General features: G+C 47.1%; 10 protein-coding genes, 1 tRNA gene and 1 pseudogene. 7 read left to right on the forward strand and 5 right to left on the reverse strand.

The window, feature by feature from the left end; all coding sequences use genetic code 11:
• Window positions 1-18 precede the first annotated feature (18 nt).
• Entirely contained in the window at window positions 19-1032 is a 1014-nt protein-coding gene (gene tsaD / locus L579_RS06425; RefSeq protein WP_021183468.1) for a tRNA (adenosine(37)-N6)-threonylcarbamoyltransferase complex transferase subunit TsaD, read from the reverse strand.
• Window positions 1033-1312: 280 nt separating this feature from the next.
• On the opposite strand from tsaD, the gene rpsU reads away from it, so the two are divergent.
• The 3 genes from rpsU to rpoD all read left to right on the forward strand — a co-directional run bounded on the left by rpsU (window position 1313) and on the right by rpoD (window position 5483).
• Window positions 1313-1528 (forward strand): 30S ribosomal protein S21, encoded by a 216-nt coding sequence (gene rpsU / locus L579_RS06430; protein WP_001144069.1) that lies wholly within the window; start codon window positions 1313-1315, stop codon window positions 1526-1528.
• A gap of 118 nt (window positions 1529-1646) precedes the next feature.
• Window positions 1647-3392 (forward strand): DNA primase, encoded by a 1746-nt coding sequence (dnaG, locus tag L579_RS06435; protein WP_021183469.1) that lies wholly within the window; start codon window positions 1647-1649, stop codon window positions 3390-3392.
• A 246-nt stretch (window positions 3393-3638) separates the two neighbouring features.
• A complete protein-coding gene (rpoD, locus tag L579_RS06440) occupies window positions 3639-5483 on the forward strand; it encodes an RNA polymerase sigma factor RpoD (RefSeq protein ID WP_013510546.1) in 1845 nt (614 codons plus the stop codon).
• Window positions 5484-5530: 47 nt separating this feature from the next.
• Here the strand turns inward: rpoD and mug are convergent, their stop codons facing one another.
• Both mug and L579_RS06450 read right to left on the reverse strand, forming a co-directional pair.
• Complete coding sequence (gene mug, locus L579_RS06445; RefSeq protein WP_021183470.1) at window positions 5531-6043, reverse strand: G/U mismatch-specific DNA glycosylase; 513 nt, start codon at window positions 6041-6043, stop codon at window positions 5531-5533.
• Window positions 6040-6627 carry a TetR/AcrR family transcriptional regulator gene (locus L579_RS06450; RefSeq protein ID WP_021183471.1) on the reverse strand — a complete coding sequence of 196 codons (588 nt, stop codon included), beginning with the start codon at window positions 6625-6627 and terminating at the stop codon, window positions 6040-6042. Before L579_RS06450 ends, mug begins: the two co-directional genes overlap by 4 nt.
• A gap of 136 nt (window positions 6628-6763) precedes the next feature.
• Here L579_RS06450 and L579_RS06455 point away from each other — a divergent pair, with 136 nt between their 5' ends.
• The 4 genes from L579_RS06455 (at window position 6764) to L579_RS06470 (ending at window position 10050) form a co-directional block, all read left to right on the forward strand.
• Window positions 6764-7555, forward strand: a complete 792-nt coding sequence (locus L579_RS06455; RefSeq protein WP_021183472.1) for an SDR family NAD(P)-dependent oxidoreductase — start codon at window positions 6764-6766, stop codon at window positions 7553-7555.
• A gap of 195 nt (window positions 7556-7750) precedes the next feature.
• A tRNA-Ile gene (locus L579_RS06460) sits at window positions 7751-7826 on the forward strand.
• A 435-nt stretch (window positions 7827-8261) separates the two neighbouring features.
• Window positions 8262-8891, forward strand: a complete 630-nt coding sequence (locus tag L579_RS23000) for an ApaLI family restriction endonuclease (RefSeq protein ID WP_071783565.1) — start codon at window positions 8262-8264, stop codon at window positions 8889-8891.
• Entirely contained in the window at window positions 8881-10050 is a 1170-nt protein-coding gene (locus tag L579_RS06470) for a DNA-methyltransferase (protein ID WP_021183473.1), read from the forward strand. Before L579_RS23000 ends, L579_RS06470 begins: the two co-directional genes overlap by 11 nt.
• A gap of 252 nt (window positions 10051-10302) precedes the next feature.
• Here the strand turns inward: L579_RS06470 and L579_RS23220 are convergent.
• A pseudogene (locus L579_RS23220) lies at window positions 10303-10513 on the reverse strand (transposase); the annotation flags it as partial.
• Window positions 10514-11100: 587 nt separating this feature from the next.
• Complete coding sequence (gene hhe, locus L579_RS06475; protein WP_036625537.1) at window positions 11101-16791, reverse strand: DUF4011 domain-containing anti-phage protein Hhe; 5691 nt, start codon at window positions 16789-16791, stop codon at window positions 11101-11103.
• Between the last annotated feature and the right edge of the window lie 320 nt (window positions 16792-17111).

Here is a 17111-nt window from a genome sequence, read left to right on the forward strand (position 1 = left end):
AAGGCCGGTTTTTTTATTTTAGATGGCAGGCAATTCCGCCAATGGCCAACGTGGCCGGACGCTAACGCCCAACTCACCACGCGTACCACCTTTCAGACGCACCATGCCTGCGTAAGCAATCATTGCGCCGTTGTCGGTGCAGAATTCCGGACGGGCGTAAAACACTTCGCCGCCACGGGCCTGCATCATGTCAGCCATACGCTCACGTAACGTACGGTTGGCGCTCACGCCACCCGCAATCACCAGACGTTTAAAACCGGTCTGATCCAGCGCACGCTTACATTTAATCATCAGGGTATCCACCACCGCGTCCTCGAAGGCGCGGGCAATGTCGGCACGCGCCTGTTCATCCCCCGCATGTTCACGAATGGTGTTGGCTGCGAACGTTTTAAGGCCGGAGAAGCTGAAATCAAGGCCGGGGCGATCGGTCATCGGGCGTGGAAACGTGAAGCGACCCGGTGTGCCCTGCTGTGCCATCCGCGATAGCATTGGCCCGCCCGGATAGTCGAGACCCAGCAGCTTGGCGGTTTTATCGAAGGCTTCACCTGCCGCATCATCGATAGATTCGCCTAGCAACGCGTATTCACCAATACCCGTGACGCTTATCAGCTGAGTGTGCCCGCCCGATACCAGCAGCGCGACAAACGGGAAGTCCGGTGGGTTATCTTCCAGCATCGGGGCCAGCAGATGGCCTTCCATATGATGGACCGGCACCGCCGGTACATTCCAGGCAAACGCCAGCGCGCGTCCAACGGTCGCACCCACTAACAGCGCCCCGACCAGACCCGGTCCGGCGGTATAAGCCACCGCATCAATCTGCTGCGGCTGTAATCCGGCCTGTTTTAACGCCGCCTGAATCAACGGCACCGTTTTACGCACATGATCGCGCGATGCCAGTTCCGGCACCACACCGCCGTAATCGGCATGCAATTTTACCTGGCTATATAATTGATTTGCCAGCAGACCGGACGCGTCGTCATAAATCGCGATGCCGGTTTCATCGCAGGACGTTTCAATACCCAGAACTCGCATAGCTTTCGTACCCTCTTCTTGCGGCGCGCAGTGTATCACAGGGAGATCACCGGCCGGACATCTTTGGGCTGGAAAAAGTGTTTTTCCGCCGCGCAAAGAGTGCGCTATACTCCACGGCCTGAAAAAACCGGCAGCCGCAATGGCAAACGCCCCTGTTGGTTTCAATTTGTCCTTGGTGCTTTACAAGCCAACCGCGGTTGGAGTAGAATTATGCACCATTTTGAAATGTGCTGGCGCCGCAGCCAGCAGCAAAACCGAATTTTATCGAGGTGAGAGTTACATGCCGGTAATTAAAGTACGTGAAAACGAGCCGTTCGACGTAGCACTGCGTCGCTTCAAGCGTTCCTGCGAGAAAGCAGGCGTTCTGGCTGAAGTTCGTCGTCGTGAGTTCTATGAAAAACCGACTACCGAACGTAAGCGCGCTAAAGCGTCTGCTGTTAAGCGTCATGCCAAGAAACTGGCTCGCGAAAACGCACGCCGCACTCGTCTGTACTAATTTCTTTCGGAGGTTCGCCTCCGCCGCGTGATCAACGCAGACAGAGTCAAGTAAGAGGCCGTGCTTTCCGAAAGGAAGCGCGGCTTGTTGCCGTTTATGAGCTGAAAAATCGGGGCTTATGGCTGGACGAATTCCACGCGTATTTATCAATGACTTACTTGCCCGCACGGACATCGTGGACCTTATCGATGCCCGCGTAAAGCTGAAAAAGCAGGGTAAGAACTATCACGCGTGTTGCCCATTCCATAACGAAAAGACGCCCTCTTTCACCGTAAACGGCGATAAGCAGTTTTATCACTGCTTCGGCTGTGGTGCCCACGGCAATGCCATCGACTTCCTGATGAATTTCGATCGTCTGGAATTTGTTGAGAGCATTGAGGAACTGGCCACCCAGCACGGCCTTGAAGTGCCTTATGAAGCGGGTAACGGCCCCAGCCAGATGGAACGCCATCAGCGCCAAAGCCTTTACCAACTGTTGGAAGGCCTGAACACCTTTTATCAGCAGAGTCTGCGCCAGCCGCAGGCACAGCTTGCTCAGCAGTATCTCGCCACCCGCGGCCTTAGCCAGCAAGTGATTGATCACTTCGCTATTGGCTATGCTCCACCGGGTTGGGATAACGCGCTCAAGCGCTTCGGTCAGCAGAAAGATGATCGAGAGTCGCTGATGGAAGCTGGCATGCTGGTTAGCAATGACAAAGGCCGGACGTACGATCGCTTTCGCGACCGCATCATGTTTCCGATTCGCGATAAACGTGGACGAGTCATTGGTTTTGGCGGCCGGGTGCTGGGCAACGATACGCCGAAATACCTGAACTCGCCGGAAACACCGATTTTCCATAAAGGCCGTCAGTTGTATGGCCTGTATGAAGCGCAGAAAAATCATCCCCAACCAGCGCGTCTGCTGGTCGTGGAAGGTTATATGGATGTGGTGGCACTTGCGCAGTTCGGCATTGATTATGCCGTTGCTTCGTTGGGAACCTCGACCACCGCCGAACATATCCAGCTGCTGTTTCGCTCGACGGAAAACGTGATTTGCTGTTACGACGGCGACCGCGCGGGTCGTGAAGCCGCCTGGCGTGCACTCGAAACCGCATTGCCTTACATGAATGATGGTCGTCAGCTACGCTTTATGTTTTTGCCTGATGGCGAGGACCCGGACACGCTGGTGCGCAAAGAGGGCAAAGTGGCGTTTGAAGCAAGGATGGAGCAGGCAATGCCGCTCTCCACGTTTCTGTTCGACAGCCTGCTGCCGCAAGTTGATCTGAGCACGCGCGACGGTAAAGCACGCCTGAGTACGTTGGCGCTGCCGTTGATCAGCCAGATCCCGGGCGAAACCCTGCGCATTTATATGCGCCAGGAATTAGGTAATAAACTCGGCATTCTTGACGATAACCAGTTAGAGAAGCTACTGCCGAAACAGGCCGAGAGTGGTGCCGCACCCACTGCACCGCCACTGAAGCGCACCACCATGCGCGTGCTGGTTGCCTTGTTGGTGCAAAATCCGCAGTTCGCCGCGATGGTGCCTGCTCTCGAAGGTCTTGAGCAGTCAAAAATGGCGGGTTTGCCGCTGTTCGTGGAGTTAGTCAGCCGTTGTTCTGAGAATCCTGGCCTGACGACCGGACAGCTACTAGAGTTATATCGCGGGACAAATTTTAGTCAGACACTTGAAACACTGGCCACCTGGAACCACATGATAGTGGATGAAGAGGCCGAAGCGGTCTTCCAGGATTCGCTGGCAAGTCTTTACGATTCCGCGTTGGAGCAGCGCCTTGAAGCGCTTATCGCGCGCGACCGTACCGAAGGATTAAGTGCCGCCGAACGCCGTGAATTCTGGGCACTGAGCCAGGCACTGGCAAAGAAATAATCGTTTTAAGCGCCTTGGTTGCCGATACCGTTAAAATGGCAGGGAACCGGGGCGATAAGCATTAGCGGAACCTGGCGAGAAGCCAGGCCCGAAAAAAAGAATCCAAGCGGCTTAAGTGCCGATTATAGAAGGGCAAAAGCCCTGGCCGCGACGAAGGCAGCGGCAAAAACACAACGCCTTCACTGTTATTGTTGGCTCGCTGCCGACCGACACCAATCTAATTAACAGAAGTGTGGATACCGTCTTATGGAGCAAAACCCGCAGTCACAGCTTAAGCTACTTGTCACCCGTGGTAAGGAGCAGGGCTATCTGACCTATGCTGAGGTCAATGACCATCTGCCGGAAGATATCGTCGACTCCGATCAGATCGAAGACATCATCCAGATGATTAACGATATGGGTATTCAGGTGGTGGAAGAAGCCCCTGATGCCGATGATCTGATGCTGAATGAAAACAGTGCCGATACCGACGAAGATGCCGCGGAAGCCGCCGCTCAGGTGTTATCCAGCGTTGAATCTGAAATTGGCCGTACCACCGACCCGGTGCGCATGTACATGCGTGAAATGGGTACTGTTGAACTGCTGACGCGTGAAGGCGAAATCGACATCGCTAAACGCATCGAAGACGGCATCAACCAGGTTCAGTGCTCCGTTGCAGAATATCCGGAAGCGATCACCTATCTGCTCGATCAGTACGATCGTGTTGAAGCGGGCGAATCACGTCTGTCCGACCTGATCACCGGCTTTGTCGATCCGAATGCAGAAGAAGATCTGGCACCAACTGCGACTCACGTCGGTTCTGAGCTGTCTGAAGAAGACCGCGATGACGACGATGAAGACGACGAAGAGAGCGATGACGACAGTTCTGACGACGATAACTCTATCGATCCAGAACTGGCGCGCGAAAAATTCGTTGAGCTGCGTACACAGTATGAAACGACCCGCACGGTGATCAAAGCCAAGGGCCGCAGTCATGCCGACGCAGTTGCCGAAATTCAGAATCTTTCTGAAGTGTTCAAACAGTTCCGCCTGGTACCGAAGCAGTTCGATTACCTGGTGAACAACATGCGTGAAATGATGGAACGTGTGCGTACTCAGGAACGCATCATCATGAAGCTGTGTGTTGAACTGTGCAAAATGCCGAAGAAAAACTTTATCACGCTGTTCACCGGCAACGAAACCAGTGAAAGCTGGTTCAAAGCCGCGCTGGCAATGAACAAGCCGTGGTCTGAAAAACTGCTGGAAGTGCAGGATGACGTTATGCGTTGCCTGCAAAAACTGCTGCAAATTGAAGAAGAAACCGGCCTGACCATTGAGCAGGTCAAAGACATCAACCGTCGTATGTCTATCGGCGAAGCCAAAGCGCGTCGTGCGAAGAAAGAGATGGTGGAAGCTAACCTGCGTCTGGTGATTTCAATCGCTAAGAAATACACCAACCGTGGTTTGCAGTTCCTCGACCTGATTCAGGAAGGCAACATCGGCCTGATGAAAGCGGTTGATAAGTTTGAATACCGTCGTGGTTATAAGTTCTCAACTTACGCCACCTGGTGGATCCGTCAGGCCATCACCCGTTCTATCGCCGACCAGGCTCGTACCATCCGTATTCCGGTGCATATGATTGAGACCATCAACAAACTCAACCGTATTTCGCGCCAGATGTTGCAGGAGATGGGCCGCGAACCGACGCCGGAAGAACTGGCTGAGCGTATGCTGATGCCGGAAGATAAAATCCGCAAAGTGCTGAAAATCGCTAAAGAGCCGATCTCTATGGAGACGCCGATTGGTGATGATGAAGATTCGCATCTGGGCGATTTTATCGAAGACACCACGCTGGAGCTGCCGCTGGACTCTGCTACTTCTGAGAGCCTGCGTTCCGCAACTCACGACGTGCTGGCGGGTCTGACTGCGCGTGAAGCGAAAGTACTGCGTATGCGTTTTGGTATCGATATGAATACCGACCATACGCTGGAAGAGGTAGGCAAACAGTTCGACGTAACGCGTGAGCGTATTCGTCAGATTGAAGCCAAGGCGCTGCGTAAACTGCGTCACCCGAGCCGTTCCGAAGTACTGCGTAGCTTCCTCGACGACTGATTTGGTCCTAAACAAAAAACCCCGGCTTGCCGGGGTTTTTTATTGTCTCAGAACAACTGTAATCCTTCATACAGCTGGCGATAGGCGGCAGCCATCTCCTCCAGCGAAGCGCGATTCAGGCCGCTCGGGTTGGGCAGCACCCACAACCGGGTAGCACCGAGCATTTGCGGCTGCTCGCCCCACTCCACCTTACGCTGGCGAAATGCGCGCTGGAAGGCATCTTTGCCCAGCACCGCCAATGCACGCGGCTGATAACGCAGCACCTTTTCCTGCAATCGACTGCCGCCATCGCGCAGCTCATCACCCGCCAGTTCTGTGGCCTGTACGGTAGGACGCTCCACCAACATGGTGATGCCACAACCCGTTTCCAGTAAGCGTTGCTCCTGTTCCGGCTTGAGTTGTTCATGGGTAAATCCCGCCAGATGAATCACCTTCCAGAAGCGATTACCCGGATGTGCAAAATGGAAACCGGTGTGCGCTGAGGATTGGCCTGGATTGATACCGCAAAACAACACCTGCAAATGCGGAGCGATGATGTCGCGAATGTTGTGTTCACTCATGCCAACACCAACCCGGCGCGCTGCTTCACTGACTGACGGCTGGCAGCCAAAATATCGTTCGCGTCGGCTTCATCCGGACAGGCGCGCGCCAGCGCCATCGCTCCCACCATCTCGGCCAGTATGCTGGCAGCAAGGGTGTCAGCCTGAGCATTACCCAACAGCTGCAAAGGTTCAGCCAGACGCTGGCGGACCGCTTCACGCCGACGGGAAAACAACGTACGCGCCTCGAGTGGCAAATGCGCCATTTCACTGGCAAGCGCGGGCAGTGGGCAACCTTCACCCGGCATCGCACGATGGATATCAGAGAGATAATTATCGATTAGCAATGCCAGGCGCTGAGCCGGGTCCTCGACCTGCACAATCGCGGCGATACGTTGTGCTGAGTCAGCAAACATCTGTTCAATCACCGCCTCAACCAATGCTTCACGCGACGCGAAATGGGCATAGAAACCACCGTGCGTCAAACCGACACGCTTCATTAACGACGCCACGCCAATGCTCTCAGTACCACACTCACGCATCACTTTGGCCGCCTCATCCAGAATGCGTTGACGCGTACGCGCTTTGTGGCTCAGCTTTTCCATCTTCTGCCCCTCCTGATCATCAGTTACGACAATCATAGTAATTATTACGACCATCATATTCCAGCTTGACGAAAAATATTATGACCGTCATATTTATCACGTCAAATATGATAACCATCATTTAGAGGAATCGACCATGTCATCATCTCAACTGGCTTTAATCACCGGCGCATCCAGCGGTATTGGCGCAACCTACGCAAAACAACTGGCCGCTCGCGGTTACAACCTGATTCTGGTGGCACGCGATGCTACCCGCCTTAACGGGCTGGCGCAGAGCTTGCGAGAATCAGCAGGCGTGGAAGTCTCCGTACTCCCGGCAGACCTCACCAAAACGCAGGATTTGCAGCGCATTGAACAAGAAATTCGTGACAACCACCAAATCACTTTGCTGCTGAATAACGCAGGAATGAGCGTAGAGGGTGAATTTGTTGATGCGGATATCGAACGTATTCAAGCCATGCTGGCGTTGAATATTGTCGCACCAACCCAATTAGCTCATGTCGCAGCCCAGGCTTTTCGTGCGCGCGGCCACGGCACCATCATTAATATTGCTTCCGTGCTGGCGTTGATCCATGAGCGCTTTAACGGCGCATACGACGCGACGAAATCCTTTGTTTTGACACTAACGCGCGCCATGCAGCGTGAGCTGGCTGATAGCGGTGTCCACGTCCAGGCTGTCCTGCCCGGTGCAACGCGTACCGAAATTTTCGATCGTTCAGGCACCCCAATTACCACATTCCCGGCAGAAATGCTGATGGAAGTGGAAGATCTGGTAAGTGCCGCGCTGAGTGGACTGGATGCTGGTGAGTCGGTCACCATCCCGTCGCTGGAAAACACTGGGCTATGGCAGGAATTCGATAACGCCCGGATAGCGTTGCAACCTTATTTGTCGCTGAACAAACCGGCATCACGTTATCAGCAGGCATGAAGGTAACAAGCAGATAGGGCATTCCTGCCCTGTCTCAGATTCGTCTACGGATTAAGGGGATTGCTGTCACAACGGATAAGGGATCTACGAATTTTCTTATGGATATCAAGGAGTCAGATACTGCGCTAATTTTGAGCAACCAGCTATCAATGGCTGGATCACCCTGGCGAGATACTTTATAATCCCCGCTCCGCTGGCCCCTTAGCTCAGTGGTTAGAGCAGGCGACTCATAATCGCTTGGTCGCTGGTTCAAACCCAGCAGGGGCCACCAAATTTAATGATGAAAATCATGCAATTAGGCCACCTCCCACGGTGGTTTTTTTGTTTGAGGACTTTGTAATTGGCAGCAAAATTTTTCCTCTCATTTTCTGCTACATCGACAATAATGAACTACGCCTCTCGTAACTTGCCATTTATAGCAATTAAAATAGATCATGGGGGAGGAATGGATTGCGTTCGCATCAATACAAATAGGTGGATTACTGATTAATTAATCGGCGAGTTTTACATAAGTTATGTGTTAGCAGCCTATAATGAAACAATCCTTATGCATAGAATCTTAAGTTAAATAATCTTTAGTATGCATAATAACTTGACTTAATTCACAGAACTTTATGTGTGAATCAGGTCAGGATGTCACTTTGGCTTAAGGGGTTTTTTGATTATTATTAGTTTGGTACACTACCTTTTTCTCTAGGATATGATCATGATTCTTTACGATGAAATTAAGACTTTATCTGATAAATACGAAGAAAGATTGAAGTCCCAAATAGAAAAAAGAGTGTCGGAAATGGATGGTGACGATCTATCCCATCACATTCTTTATCAAGTTTTAGGTGTAACTTCTGAGGAAGGTCATGACATTGATGTTTATCAAAATAAAGGGCGTTTTTTATACAAATATGCAGGATCCTTTTTAGAAGAAGCAGCAAAACTATGTATAAAAAGTAAATTTCCTGACTCTGCAACAACTAGAGTTGATAACACTTTAGGAGTTAGGCCTAAAAAATTTGAAATAGATATGCTTGTGCCAGATGGAAATGCAATTGAAATTAAATGGCGAGATGCAACAACGGATGGAGATCATATAACTAAAGAACATACTCGTTTAAGAGTTATTCATGCCGCCGGGTATAAACCAGTTAGGGTGATGTTTTATTATCCAAATAGAACTCAGGCACAAAAAATACAAAAAGTTCTACAAGATCTTTATAATGCCTTAGATGGTTATTATTACTACGGCGATTCTGCCTGGGATTTTATTAGAGAATACACATCTGTAGATCTATATAAAATACTGGAAAAAATTGCAGAGGTAAAAACAGGTGGAAAATAGAATTCATTTAGGAGATTGCATTGATGTATTGCATGAAATACAAGAAAACTCCGTGGATTTAGTATATTTAGACCCGCCATTTTTCACCGGAAAAAGGCAGGCAAGTTCAAATAAAGATGGCAGTAAAAAATATACCTATGAAGACAGATGGCATAGTAATAGTGATTATTATGATTTTATCGAAAAAAGATTGACTTTATGTCGGAAAGTAATGAAAGATACAGCATCAATCTTTTTCCATTGCGATAGAAACGCTGTCCACATAGCCAGATATGCTTTAGATAAGGTTTTTGGGCCTGAGGCATTTCAATCTGAAATAATTTGGTCTTATAAACGCTGGTCGAATGCTAAAAAAGGTTTGCTTCAACAGCATCAGAACATACTTTTTTATAGTAAAACCAACTCTTTTAAATGGAATAAAACTTTTGTTGACTATAGTGCCACGACAAATATAGATCAAATTCTTCAAAGAAGGAAAAGAGATGACAGAGGGAAATCAGCTTACTTAAGAGACAAAGAAGGCAATGTTGTTTTGGAAGCAACTAAGGAAGGTGTCCCTTTAGGTGACGTATGGGATATACCATACTTAAACCCTAAAGCCAAAGAAAGGACGGGTTATCCTACACAAAAGCCAATTTTATTGCTGGAAAGAATAATCGCTTTGACTACAGATGAAGGAGATATTGTTTTAGATCCTTTTTGTGGAAGTGGAACAACCCCTGTAGCAGCAAATATGTTAAATAGAAAGTATATTGGTATTGATAAGTCAATAGATGCAGTTCACCTAACCAATGATAGGCTGCTATCACCTATCAAATCCGAATCCAATTTATTAAAAAAGGGTGTGGAATCATTTTTAAAAAAGGATCAATGGATTGAAATGCATTTGACAGGTTTAGAATGCAACCCAGTTCATCGTAACTCGGGCGCAGATGCATTACTAAAAGAGAAGGTGAATGGGAATGGTGTATTTATTAAAGTGCAAAAACAGGAAGAAAAATTAAATGACGCACTTAACAAACTAGTTAAACTAATAAATAGCAGAGAAGGTTTTAAAGGGATCTTAATACAAACCAGTAACACTGATGAATTCATCAACAATGAAAGCAAATCAATTAAAATAATAAAATCAATAAGCATGCAAATTAGAGAGTTTTAGAAAAAAACTTAACTTAAAGTTTCCGCTGAAAAAAGCGTCACTCATCTTATAATACACTGGCCGCTTTATAGCGGCTAAAAGATTATGGCTACATCAATCCTGGCAGTAATAAAATACAAGAAAAAGCCACAATTTAATATTTAGCTCAAACTAACCCTGAATAATCATAATATTTATTTTTCATGTCTGATAATAACTCTCTTTCAACAAAATTGACATCCCTTGACCTGCCTCCTGGATTAGATACAACCTTCACTTAGTACTGTCGGATGGTTTTTCTTCATATCTCCTATTTCGCCACTCCGCTGAAAATTCTGCTGGAGTCTGGTAATCCAGCGATGAATGTGGGCGGCAGACTCGTATAATCCTGCCGCCAGCCATTAATCATTTTCCTGGCGTGTACAATATCGCTGAACCAGTGCTCATTGAGAAACTCATCTCTGAATCGTCCGTTAAAACTCTCACACGATAATTTTTGCAGGAAATGGAGTTGCTGTGCCCTGCGAAATGACCGTGACAGGAGGCTTCACTCTACAGTGATATTCAGGCCCTTTTCTGGCATATAACGTCTACGGGAGAAGGCCATGCGCAAGGAATTTATGAGCTCAATGACAATGTCTGCGCGCCCTACGAGTTATTGTTTGTTATGAAAATCTATTCAGTTGCCGTCAACGGCGTGCCACAAGACTGGCTCGATGAAATGGCATCAATGGCACGAGCAGTTGAGCAGGAATTTGCAGAAGGTTCTCAGTCATAGCAAAGCGGCTTAAGACTATTTGTTAATTCAATCTACATGCCGCAACTGCAATTGAAGCTGAATTTATCGCATCAACAGCTTAATACACAAACTCCCCATTTCATTGACACCCTATAATCGTTCGATAAATGAATGGTATTTTTATAAAATGATTACAACCTTAGTTGAATAAAAATGATTAACCTTCATATTTAAAAACAATCATAGCCTCCTTTATGATCAAGATTAATAATTACCAGTCTGGCCCATATGTTGCTGTTGAGCATCCATGCCCCAACATTTCAAGTGAAGTCCTAAATCTCGCTTGAGATGTCTTCTCCATCAATCAACGCTAATACACTATTAAGATATGTTTTACCGGCTTTGCTATCAGTGGCTTCACGCAAATATTTTGGTATCCGTTCCACAAATTCTGATCGTGAAAGTGGTTGATGCTCTACCAAAGCTTCAATCATTGCCGGTCGAAGTAGTCTGTTTTCAACAGGGATGTCGGGACAAGCTGCATCAATAATTTCCCGAGCGAAACGTTCGAGTCTTGCTTTCAAGGGCTCGGAAGTATTGTTGTATGCAAAAATATCCGCAAGGTTTTTATGTTCCTCAACAACTAACTCAGCGATAGCTTGTTCCTCCGAATAGGATTCACCAGAAGCCTGAGTTTTCAGCTGATGTAATTCGCGAAGGATCGGTGCTAAAACCTCATCCGGATTACTGAACCAATCTGTTGACCATATACGACGAATCCGCCATCCCAATCCCTCTAACACATCCTGCCGTAAGCGATCCCTGTCACGAGCTGACTTAGCGGAGTGATAAGTTGCACCATCACACTCAATCCCCATTAAATAACGTCCCTGCTTACCGGGATCACGAACGGCAATATCAATAAAGAACCCAGCTACGCCGACCTGAGGCTCACAACGGAAGCCAGCATTTTCTAGCACCTTTATAACGGCAACTTCAAAATCACTATCTGGCGCTTTGCCGGTAAACTGAGAAAGCCCATCCATGTTGCCCTTTTCAGCAAAGTGTAAAAAGCCGCGCAAAGCCTGAACACCACGCTTAGATGTTTCCGTTACCTGCACATCTTCCGCTCGCATTGAGCTGAAAATATGCATGCGTTTTTTGGAACGAGTGAATAGAACGTTCAAGCGACGCCAGCCAACATCTGAGTTGATAGGACCAAAACGTTGATACACTTTGCCATCAGCCTCACCCGGCCCATAGGTAAAGGAAATAAAAATGACGTCGCGCTCATCACCCTGAACGTTCTCGAGGTTCTTAACAAAGAGTGCATCGCTTTTCATTCTTAACCGATCAATAGCTGTCTCAGCTTGGGTGTCTTCACGGCACATTTCGTCAATGGCACGTTCAATCTGTTCACGCTGCTTTGAGTTCATGGCAACGATCCCCAAAGACTCCTCGGGAGAATGGATTGCATGCAAAGCCACAGCCTTAGCAATAACCCGAGCTTCTTCAATATTATGCTGGTTAATGAAACGACCGTTTTTAACGAAGCTGAATTTAACACCATACTCTGGAGCATGAGCATTGGGCGAAGGGAAAACCACTAAATCGCTGTTATAAAAATGACGATTAGAGTAGGCAATCAGGCTCTCATGCTGAGAACGATAATGCCATCTTAAACGGCGCATTTTAAAAAGCGGCAAAGACGCATCAAGAATACTGTCAGTCTGACTTACTGCCGCAGTGTCTTCGTCATCGTCATCAATACCTGCACGATCAAAGAAACTGGTTGGCGGAAGCTGCTTAGGGTCACCAACCACGACAATTTGCTTACCGCGCGCGATAACTCCCAACGCATCCTCAGGCTTAACCTGAGAAGCTTCATCCATCACAACGAGATCAAATTCAATGTCACCTGGTTGAAGGTAATTAGCAGCGGACATTGGCCCCATCATAAAACAGGGCTTCAACTGGAGGAGTGCGCGACCGGCTCGATTAATCAGTTGACGAATTGGGATGTGTCGCGTTTTCTTACCAGTCTCGTTTCTGATCAAAGCCATTTCCGTGTAGTCTGCTTTTCTTCCCCCTGATGCTCCCTGGTGAACCGGATTGCTCGCAATAACAGCCGCGATACGCTCACGCTGTAGTGTTTGAAGCACCTTGTCATAGTCACGAAATGTTTTCTGCATGGCGCTACGACTATTTCCCGATACTCGAAGAAGATATGGACGTTCAGAAGCGACTTCGCGTGCCAGCTGATCAAAAACAGCCACCTGCAAGCCGGTATCAATGTGTTCAATTGCAAGTTTATGGCTCATAATCGCATCGCGGATACGCTGAAGCCCGTTATTTTCAATAGCTTTAGAAACGCGGGTAAAATTAAGCCAACCATTCAACCATCGTGGTTTAGATATTGCATCTTCATTACGATCTATTAAACCAGAAAGACGATCCTTGCATCGCTGTTGCCATTGTGCAGTATCAAGCTGAGTCTCCTGTACAAAATTCACTCCCCGGTTTTTTTGAGTTTCCCATTTCTGCTTAAGGGTATGAAAATGCTTCTGTAGGCCTCGGTATTCATCACCGCCGGATAACTTTTTGATAACATCAGTCAAATTAGAATTCTTAATTACATCACGAACTCCCTCGGTGAAAGTAATGGTTTCACTCATCACATTTAGAGGCTTTGTATTATCTTTACTTGCTCCGAAAGCTATTTCATTTGCTATTGAAAAAATATCACCAGGCAACGCACCTTCAATTAAAGCACGCTGTTTTTCTTGTATTCTATGCAAGATGATGATCTTTTCATTTACTGCCTCCAACGTATGTTGCTCGGCTGTAAACCATTGCTGTATTGGAAACAGAGCATTCTTAAGGTTAGTTATGAGCGGTGAAAAAATGTTTGTTTCACCGGCTAGTGTTTGAGTGTTATCAGGAAACAAAATGTTTGACGGGATAGTTTCTTCATACTCTTTCAGTTTGGTCAGATGCTGTAAGACCTGAGTATCCACGCCTTGATGCTTTAATTGCTGGATACCTTTGAAAATCTGACTATCCAAAGTAAGTAAAGCGCTGCCTATGGCAACGTTAGCGCCGAAGCCGATACCCCAGACACTACGCACTTTGCTATACCAGTCTCGAAGTACCCTTATCTGGCTCGGCTCAGTTTCTAATCCTTGATAAAGTTCACCGAAAATTTGGCTAAAATTACGGGCCTCAAACTCAGCCAGTTCTTGAGCATACTGACGAAGCTTGGGCAACTCATCATAAAGCGCTTTCCATTTTGTATTAGATGCGCTGGATAAGCCAATTAGCGCATTTTTAGCTTGTCTCCATGAACCGCTTAACCAGCTAAACAAGCCGGAGTTGTGCAAGCTGCTTTCAATAGCCTTCAGCTGTTCATCATCAGTGACTTTATTCAGGACAAAGCGTGACTTTAACTGGTCGCGCAGGGTCTGTAACGATGCCAACCGCTGGCTTAACTCTTCAATCAGCGGTTCGATACCATCATCATCGAACCTTTCATTTCTGTATTTAACTAAATCGCCAGGTAGCTCAAATGCAATATAAATAAATGTCGCTATTTGATTAAAACCTTGCGGAGTAACAGGAAACCTTTCGGAAACAGAAGAGGGTAAAGATTCCAGTAATGCCGAAAGATGCTCGCGATCTGACTCAAAAGAAGCATGCATTTGCTCTAAGCTACGAATCAGACGTACCACATCAGCAAGGGTAGTAGCGCTATCCAGCCCAAACGTTTTAGTGATATCAGGGAAGTCCGGCACTGCCCCCCCTTCCTCAAGGAGACGCAGTTTTTCAGGCATCAGGTAGTCAGCTATATGACGATAATCGGCCTGAACGACATTGAAATCCGCCAGCCAATTTTTTAAATGTTCAAGCTTATTGTCATCAAGTCTGGTGTAAGCCTGAAAATCAGCTTCAGCAGGCAGATCGGGAAGTCGCCCGGACAACTCAATCAACTGAGTCTGCCAGCTCATTTCGTCATGATTGGCAGTAACAATCGAATACTGATTTAGAAAATCTGAGAGTGCCTGTTGCCATGAGATTAGCGCTACATTCCATTCATTCAGAATTGAAACGATTCTGTCACTGTCGAAAAGCTGGATATTAACGTTATTGACGCCATACCAAGGGTGCTCCCATAGTTCAGCCTGCTCACCGACCTGTTGACGAAATTCCACAACGACATCTTTAAACTCTTTGATTTGGTCACGTAGTCTTAACTGCGCCACGCGATCCAATTTTTGCCCCGAAAGGTTTTCAATATGAAGCTGAGTTGGATCGATACCCAATTCACGTCGATAGCGTGTAGCCCCGGTCAAAATTTGGTGAATAGTAAGCTCGGTATTCTTCCAGATCTCATTAATTTCCTGAGCGTAACTGTTTAGCTGGCTCTTCAATTCTTCATAGCGTGAAATCTCTGCGTCAATTTGCGCAGGCGTTTTTTGCAATGCCGGATTATGCAGCCGTTGCTGAATATCCTCTAAAACCTTACGCTTATGCGATTTATGACTATGGAGCTCTAAACAAAAATCACCCAACCCCGCCTTATCGAGTCTGTGTTTTACCACTTCTAGCGCAGCGAGCTTTTCCGCAACAAAGAGAACTTTTTTACCATTTAGCATCGCAGCGGCAATAAGGTTCGTTATTGTTTGTGATTTACCCGTCCCTGGTGGCCCTTCGATAACCAGATTTACGCCATCTACAGCATCAATCAGAGCGCTATGCTGCGAACTATCAGCATCATAAATAAGCGGAAATTTTTCATGAATGTTATCGAGAGTATCGATCGAATACTCTCTGGACAAGTCTTCTATATTCGAATTGTTTCCCGCCTGGGATGTAAAAAGGCGTTTGATCACTTCATGGTTAAGTAAGTTTTTACTGCCTTGAGGCCAGCGCTCTGGATCAAGATCTAAATACATCAGCATTTTGCTGAAGTTTAATAAGCTTAATGCTCCGTAGCGACGGACATTCCAACGTGGCTTATTCTTCTCGATGATTGCCTGTACTTGTTTGAAGTAATTTTCAGGCAACGTCTCATCATCAAGATTTGGCAACGCAATACCAAAATCACCCTGCAATTTCTCCTGTAACGACAAATTAGGGATGATGTCTTCCCCGGTATAACGTAAGTGGTAACGATAGAGACCGGCCTGTGGATCAAGCTTACCTTTCTCAAGCGTTACCGGAACAGTAAAGAGCGGAGCAAGCCGAGCCTTGTCTGAATCTTCGCTTTCATACCATTCCAGAAAGCCAAGGGACAAATAGAGAATCCCAGCACCCGTTTCTTCAATTGCGACCTGCGCTTTACCGTGGATAGAACGCAACACGGCTTCCAGCTCGGCGGGATAGTAAAGTGTCTGTATTTGGTCATCAATCAGGAATGCCTGGACTGAGGGTTTACGCAACGGTTTTCCCGCTTTCGTATCGCGTTCAAACTCACCGATATCTTTGTAGCCGAGCTGGGTGAAAAGTGAATTCAGATATTCAACAGGGAGGCCGGAGTTAGCCTCAGTACTTCTGATGCCTGCTAAGGAGCCTCCGTTTTCTTTCAGATGCTCGAGAATGACATCTCTCGCTTTGATTACCAGCTCATAATCGTCTGCTGAAATATTGTTTTGAGCGCTGCTCAGTAACTCATAGCTGGTATTGATGCCCAGTTTACCAGCCCAGGTTTTCGCATCAGGCAATGATTTCGTTGCTTTTTCTTCTGCTATAGAGGCGCTTTTTTCGAGATAACCAAATTGCTGTAACTGTGCTTTGGTCGGATCCGGTACAGGAGCGAACTGCATGACTTGTTCTGACCTGAGAGTCTGAAATAGCTGATCTGGCAGCTCATTGATGATACGTAAAGAAGAGTGCTTTTGGTTAACCGGAAAATTTAATAGCCTGTTTCGTGTAGTCAAATCCAGCAATTTACGCCGCATATCCTCAAGTGATTTAAGGATATACCCTTGAGATTCGTCATCGATTGAAGAAGAGTGTTCCGCCATATCAAACCCTGTAGATCATCAGCAAAAGATTAAAAGAACTCACCGAACTGCCCGTTTTCAAAATCTGTCAGGAATAAAAGCCGTGCCATTTAAAGCCATTCTGGCTGTCGTAACGAGTTCTGTTTTTATTACTAACGATGGCGAATTCAGAGACAGACCTTACCGGGAAACAGGCTTACTTTTTACCTGAAAAGCCCAGCCAGAGAGCATCGGGATAGCAAAATCATACCCCGAGCAGTGATGAACACAAGAGGACATCAATAAGGACAATTTAACAAAAAGCACAAAACTTCAAATTTAACTTAGAAAGACAAAATATT

It is taken from the genome of Pantoea sp. AS-PWVM4, from assembly GCF_000468095.1.
GTDB lineage: Bacteria > Pseudomonadota > Gammaproteobacteria > Enterobacterales > Enterobacteriaceae > Pantoea > Pantoea phytobeneficialis.

What these genes read in the sequence shown, in the direction of transcription:
- tsaD (WP_021183468.1), bottom strand. Translation starts at nt 1,032, where the DNA reads ATGCGAGTTCTGGGTATTGAAACGTCCTGCGATGAAACCGGCATCGCG.
- rpsU (WP_001144069.1), top strand. Translation starts at nt 1,313, where the DNA reads ATGCCGGTAATTAAAGTACGTGAAAACGAGCCGTTCGACGTAGCACTG.
- dnaG (WP_021183469.1), top strand. Translation starts at nt 1,647, where the DNA reads ATGGCTGGACGAATTCCACGCGTATTTATCAATGACTTACTTGCCCGC.
- rpoD (WP_013510546.1), top strand. Translation starts at nt 3,639, where the DNA reads ATGGAGCAAAACCCGCAGTCACAGCTTAAGCTACTTGTCACCCGTGGT.
- mug (WP_021183470.1), bottom strand. Translation starts at nt 6,043, where the DNA reads ATGAGTGAACACAACATTCGCGACATCATCGCTCCGCATTTGCAGGTG.
- L579_RS06450 (WP_021183471.1), bottom strand. Translation starts at nt 6,627, where the DNA reads ATGGAAAAGCTGAGCCACAAAGCGCGTACGCGTCAACGCATTCTGGAT.
- L579_RS06455 (WP_021183472.1), top strand. Translation starts at nt 6,764, where the DNA reads ATGTCATCATCTCAACTGGCTTTAATCACCGGCGCATCCAGCGGTATT.
- L579_RS23000 (WP_071783565.1), top strand. Translation starts at nt 8,262, where the DNA reads ATGATTCTTTACGATGAAATTAAGACTTTATCTGATAAATACGAAGAA.
- hhe (WP_036625537.1), bottom strand. Translation starts at nt 16,791, where the DNA reads ATGGCGGAACACTCTTCTTCAATCGATGACGAATCTCAAGGGTATATC.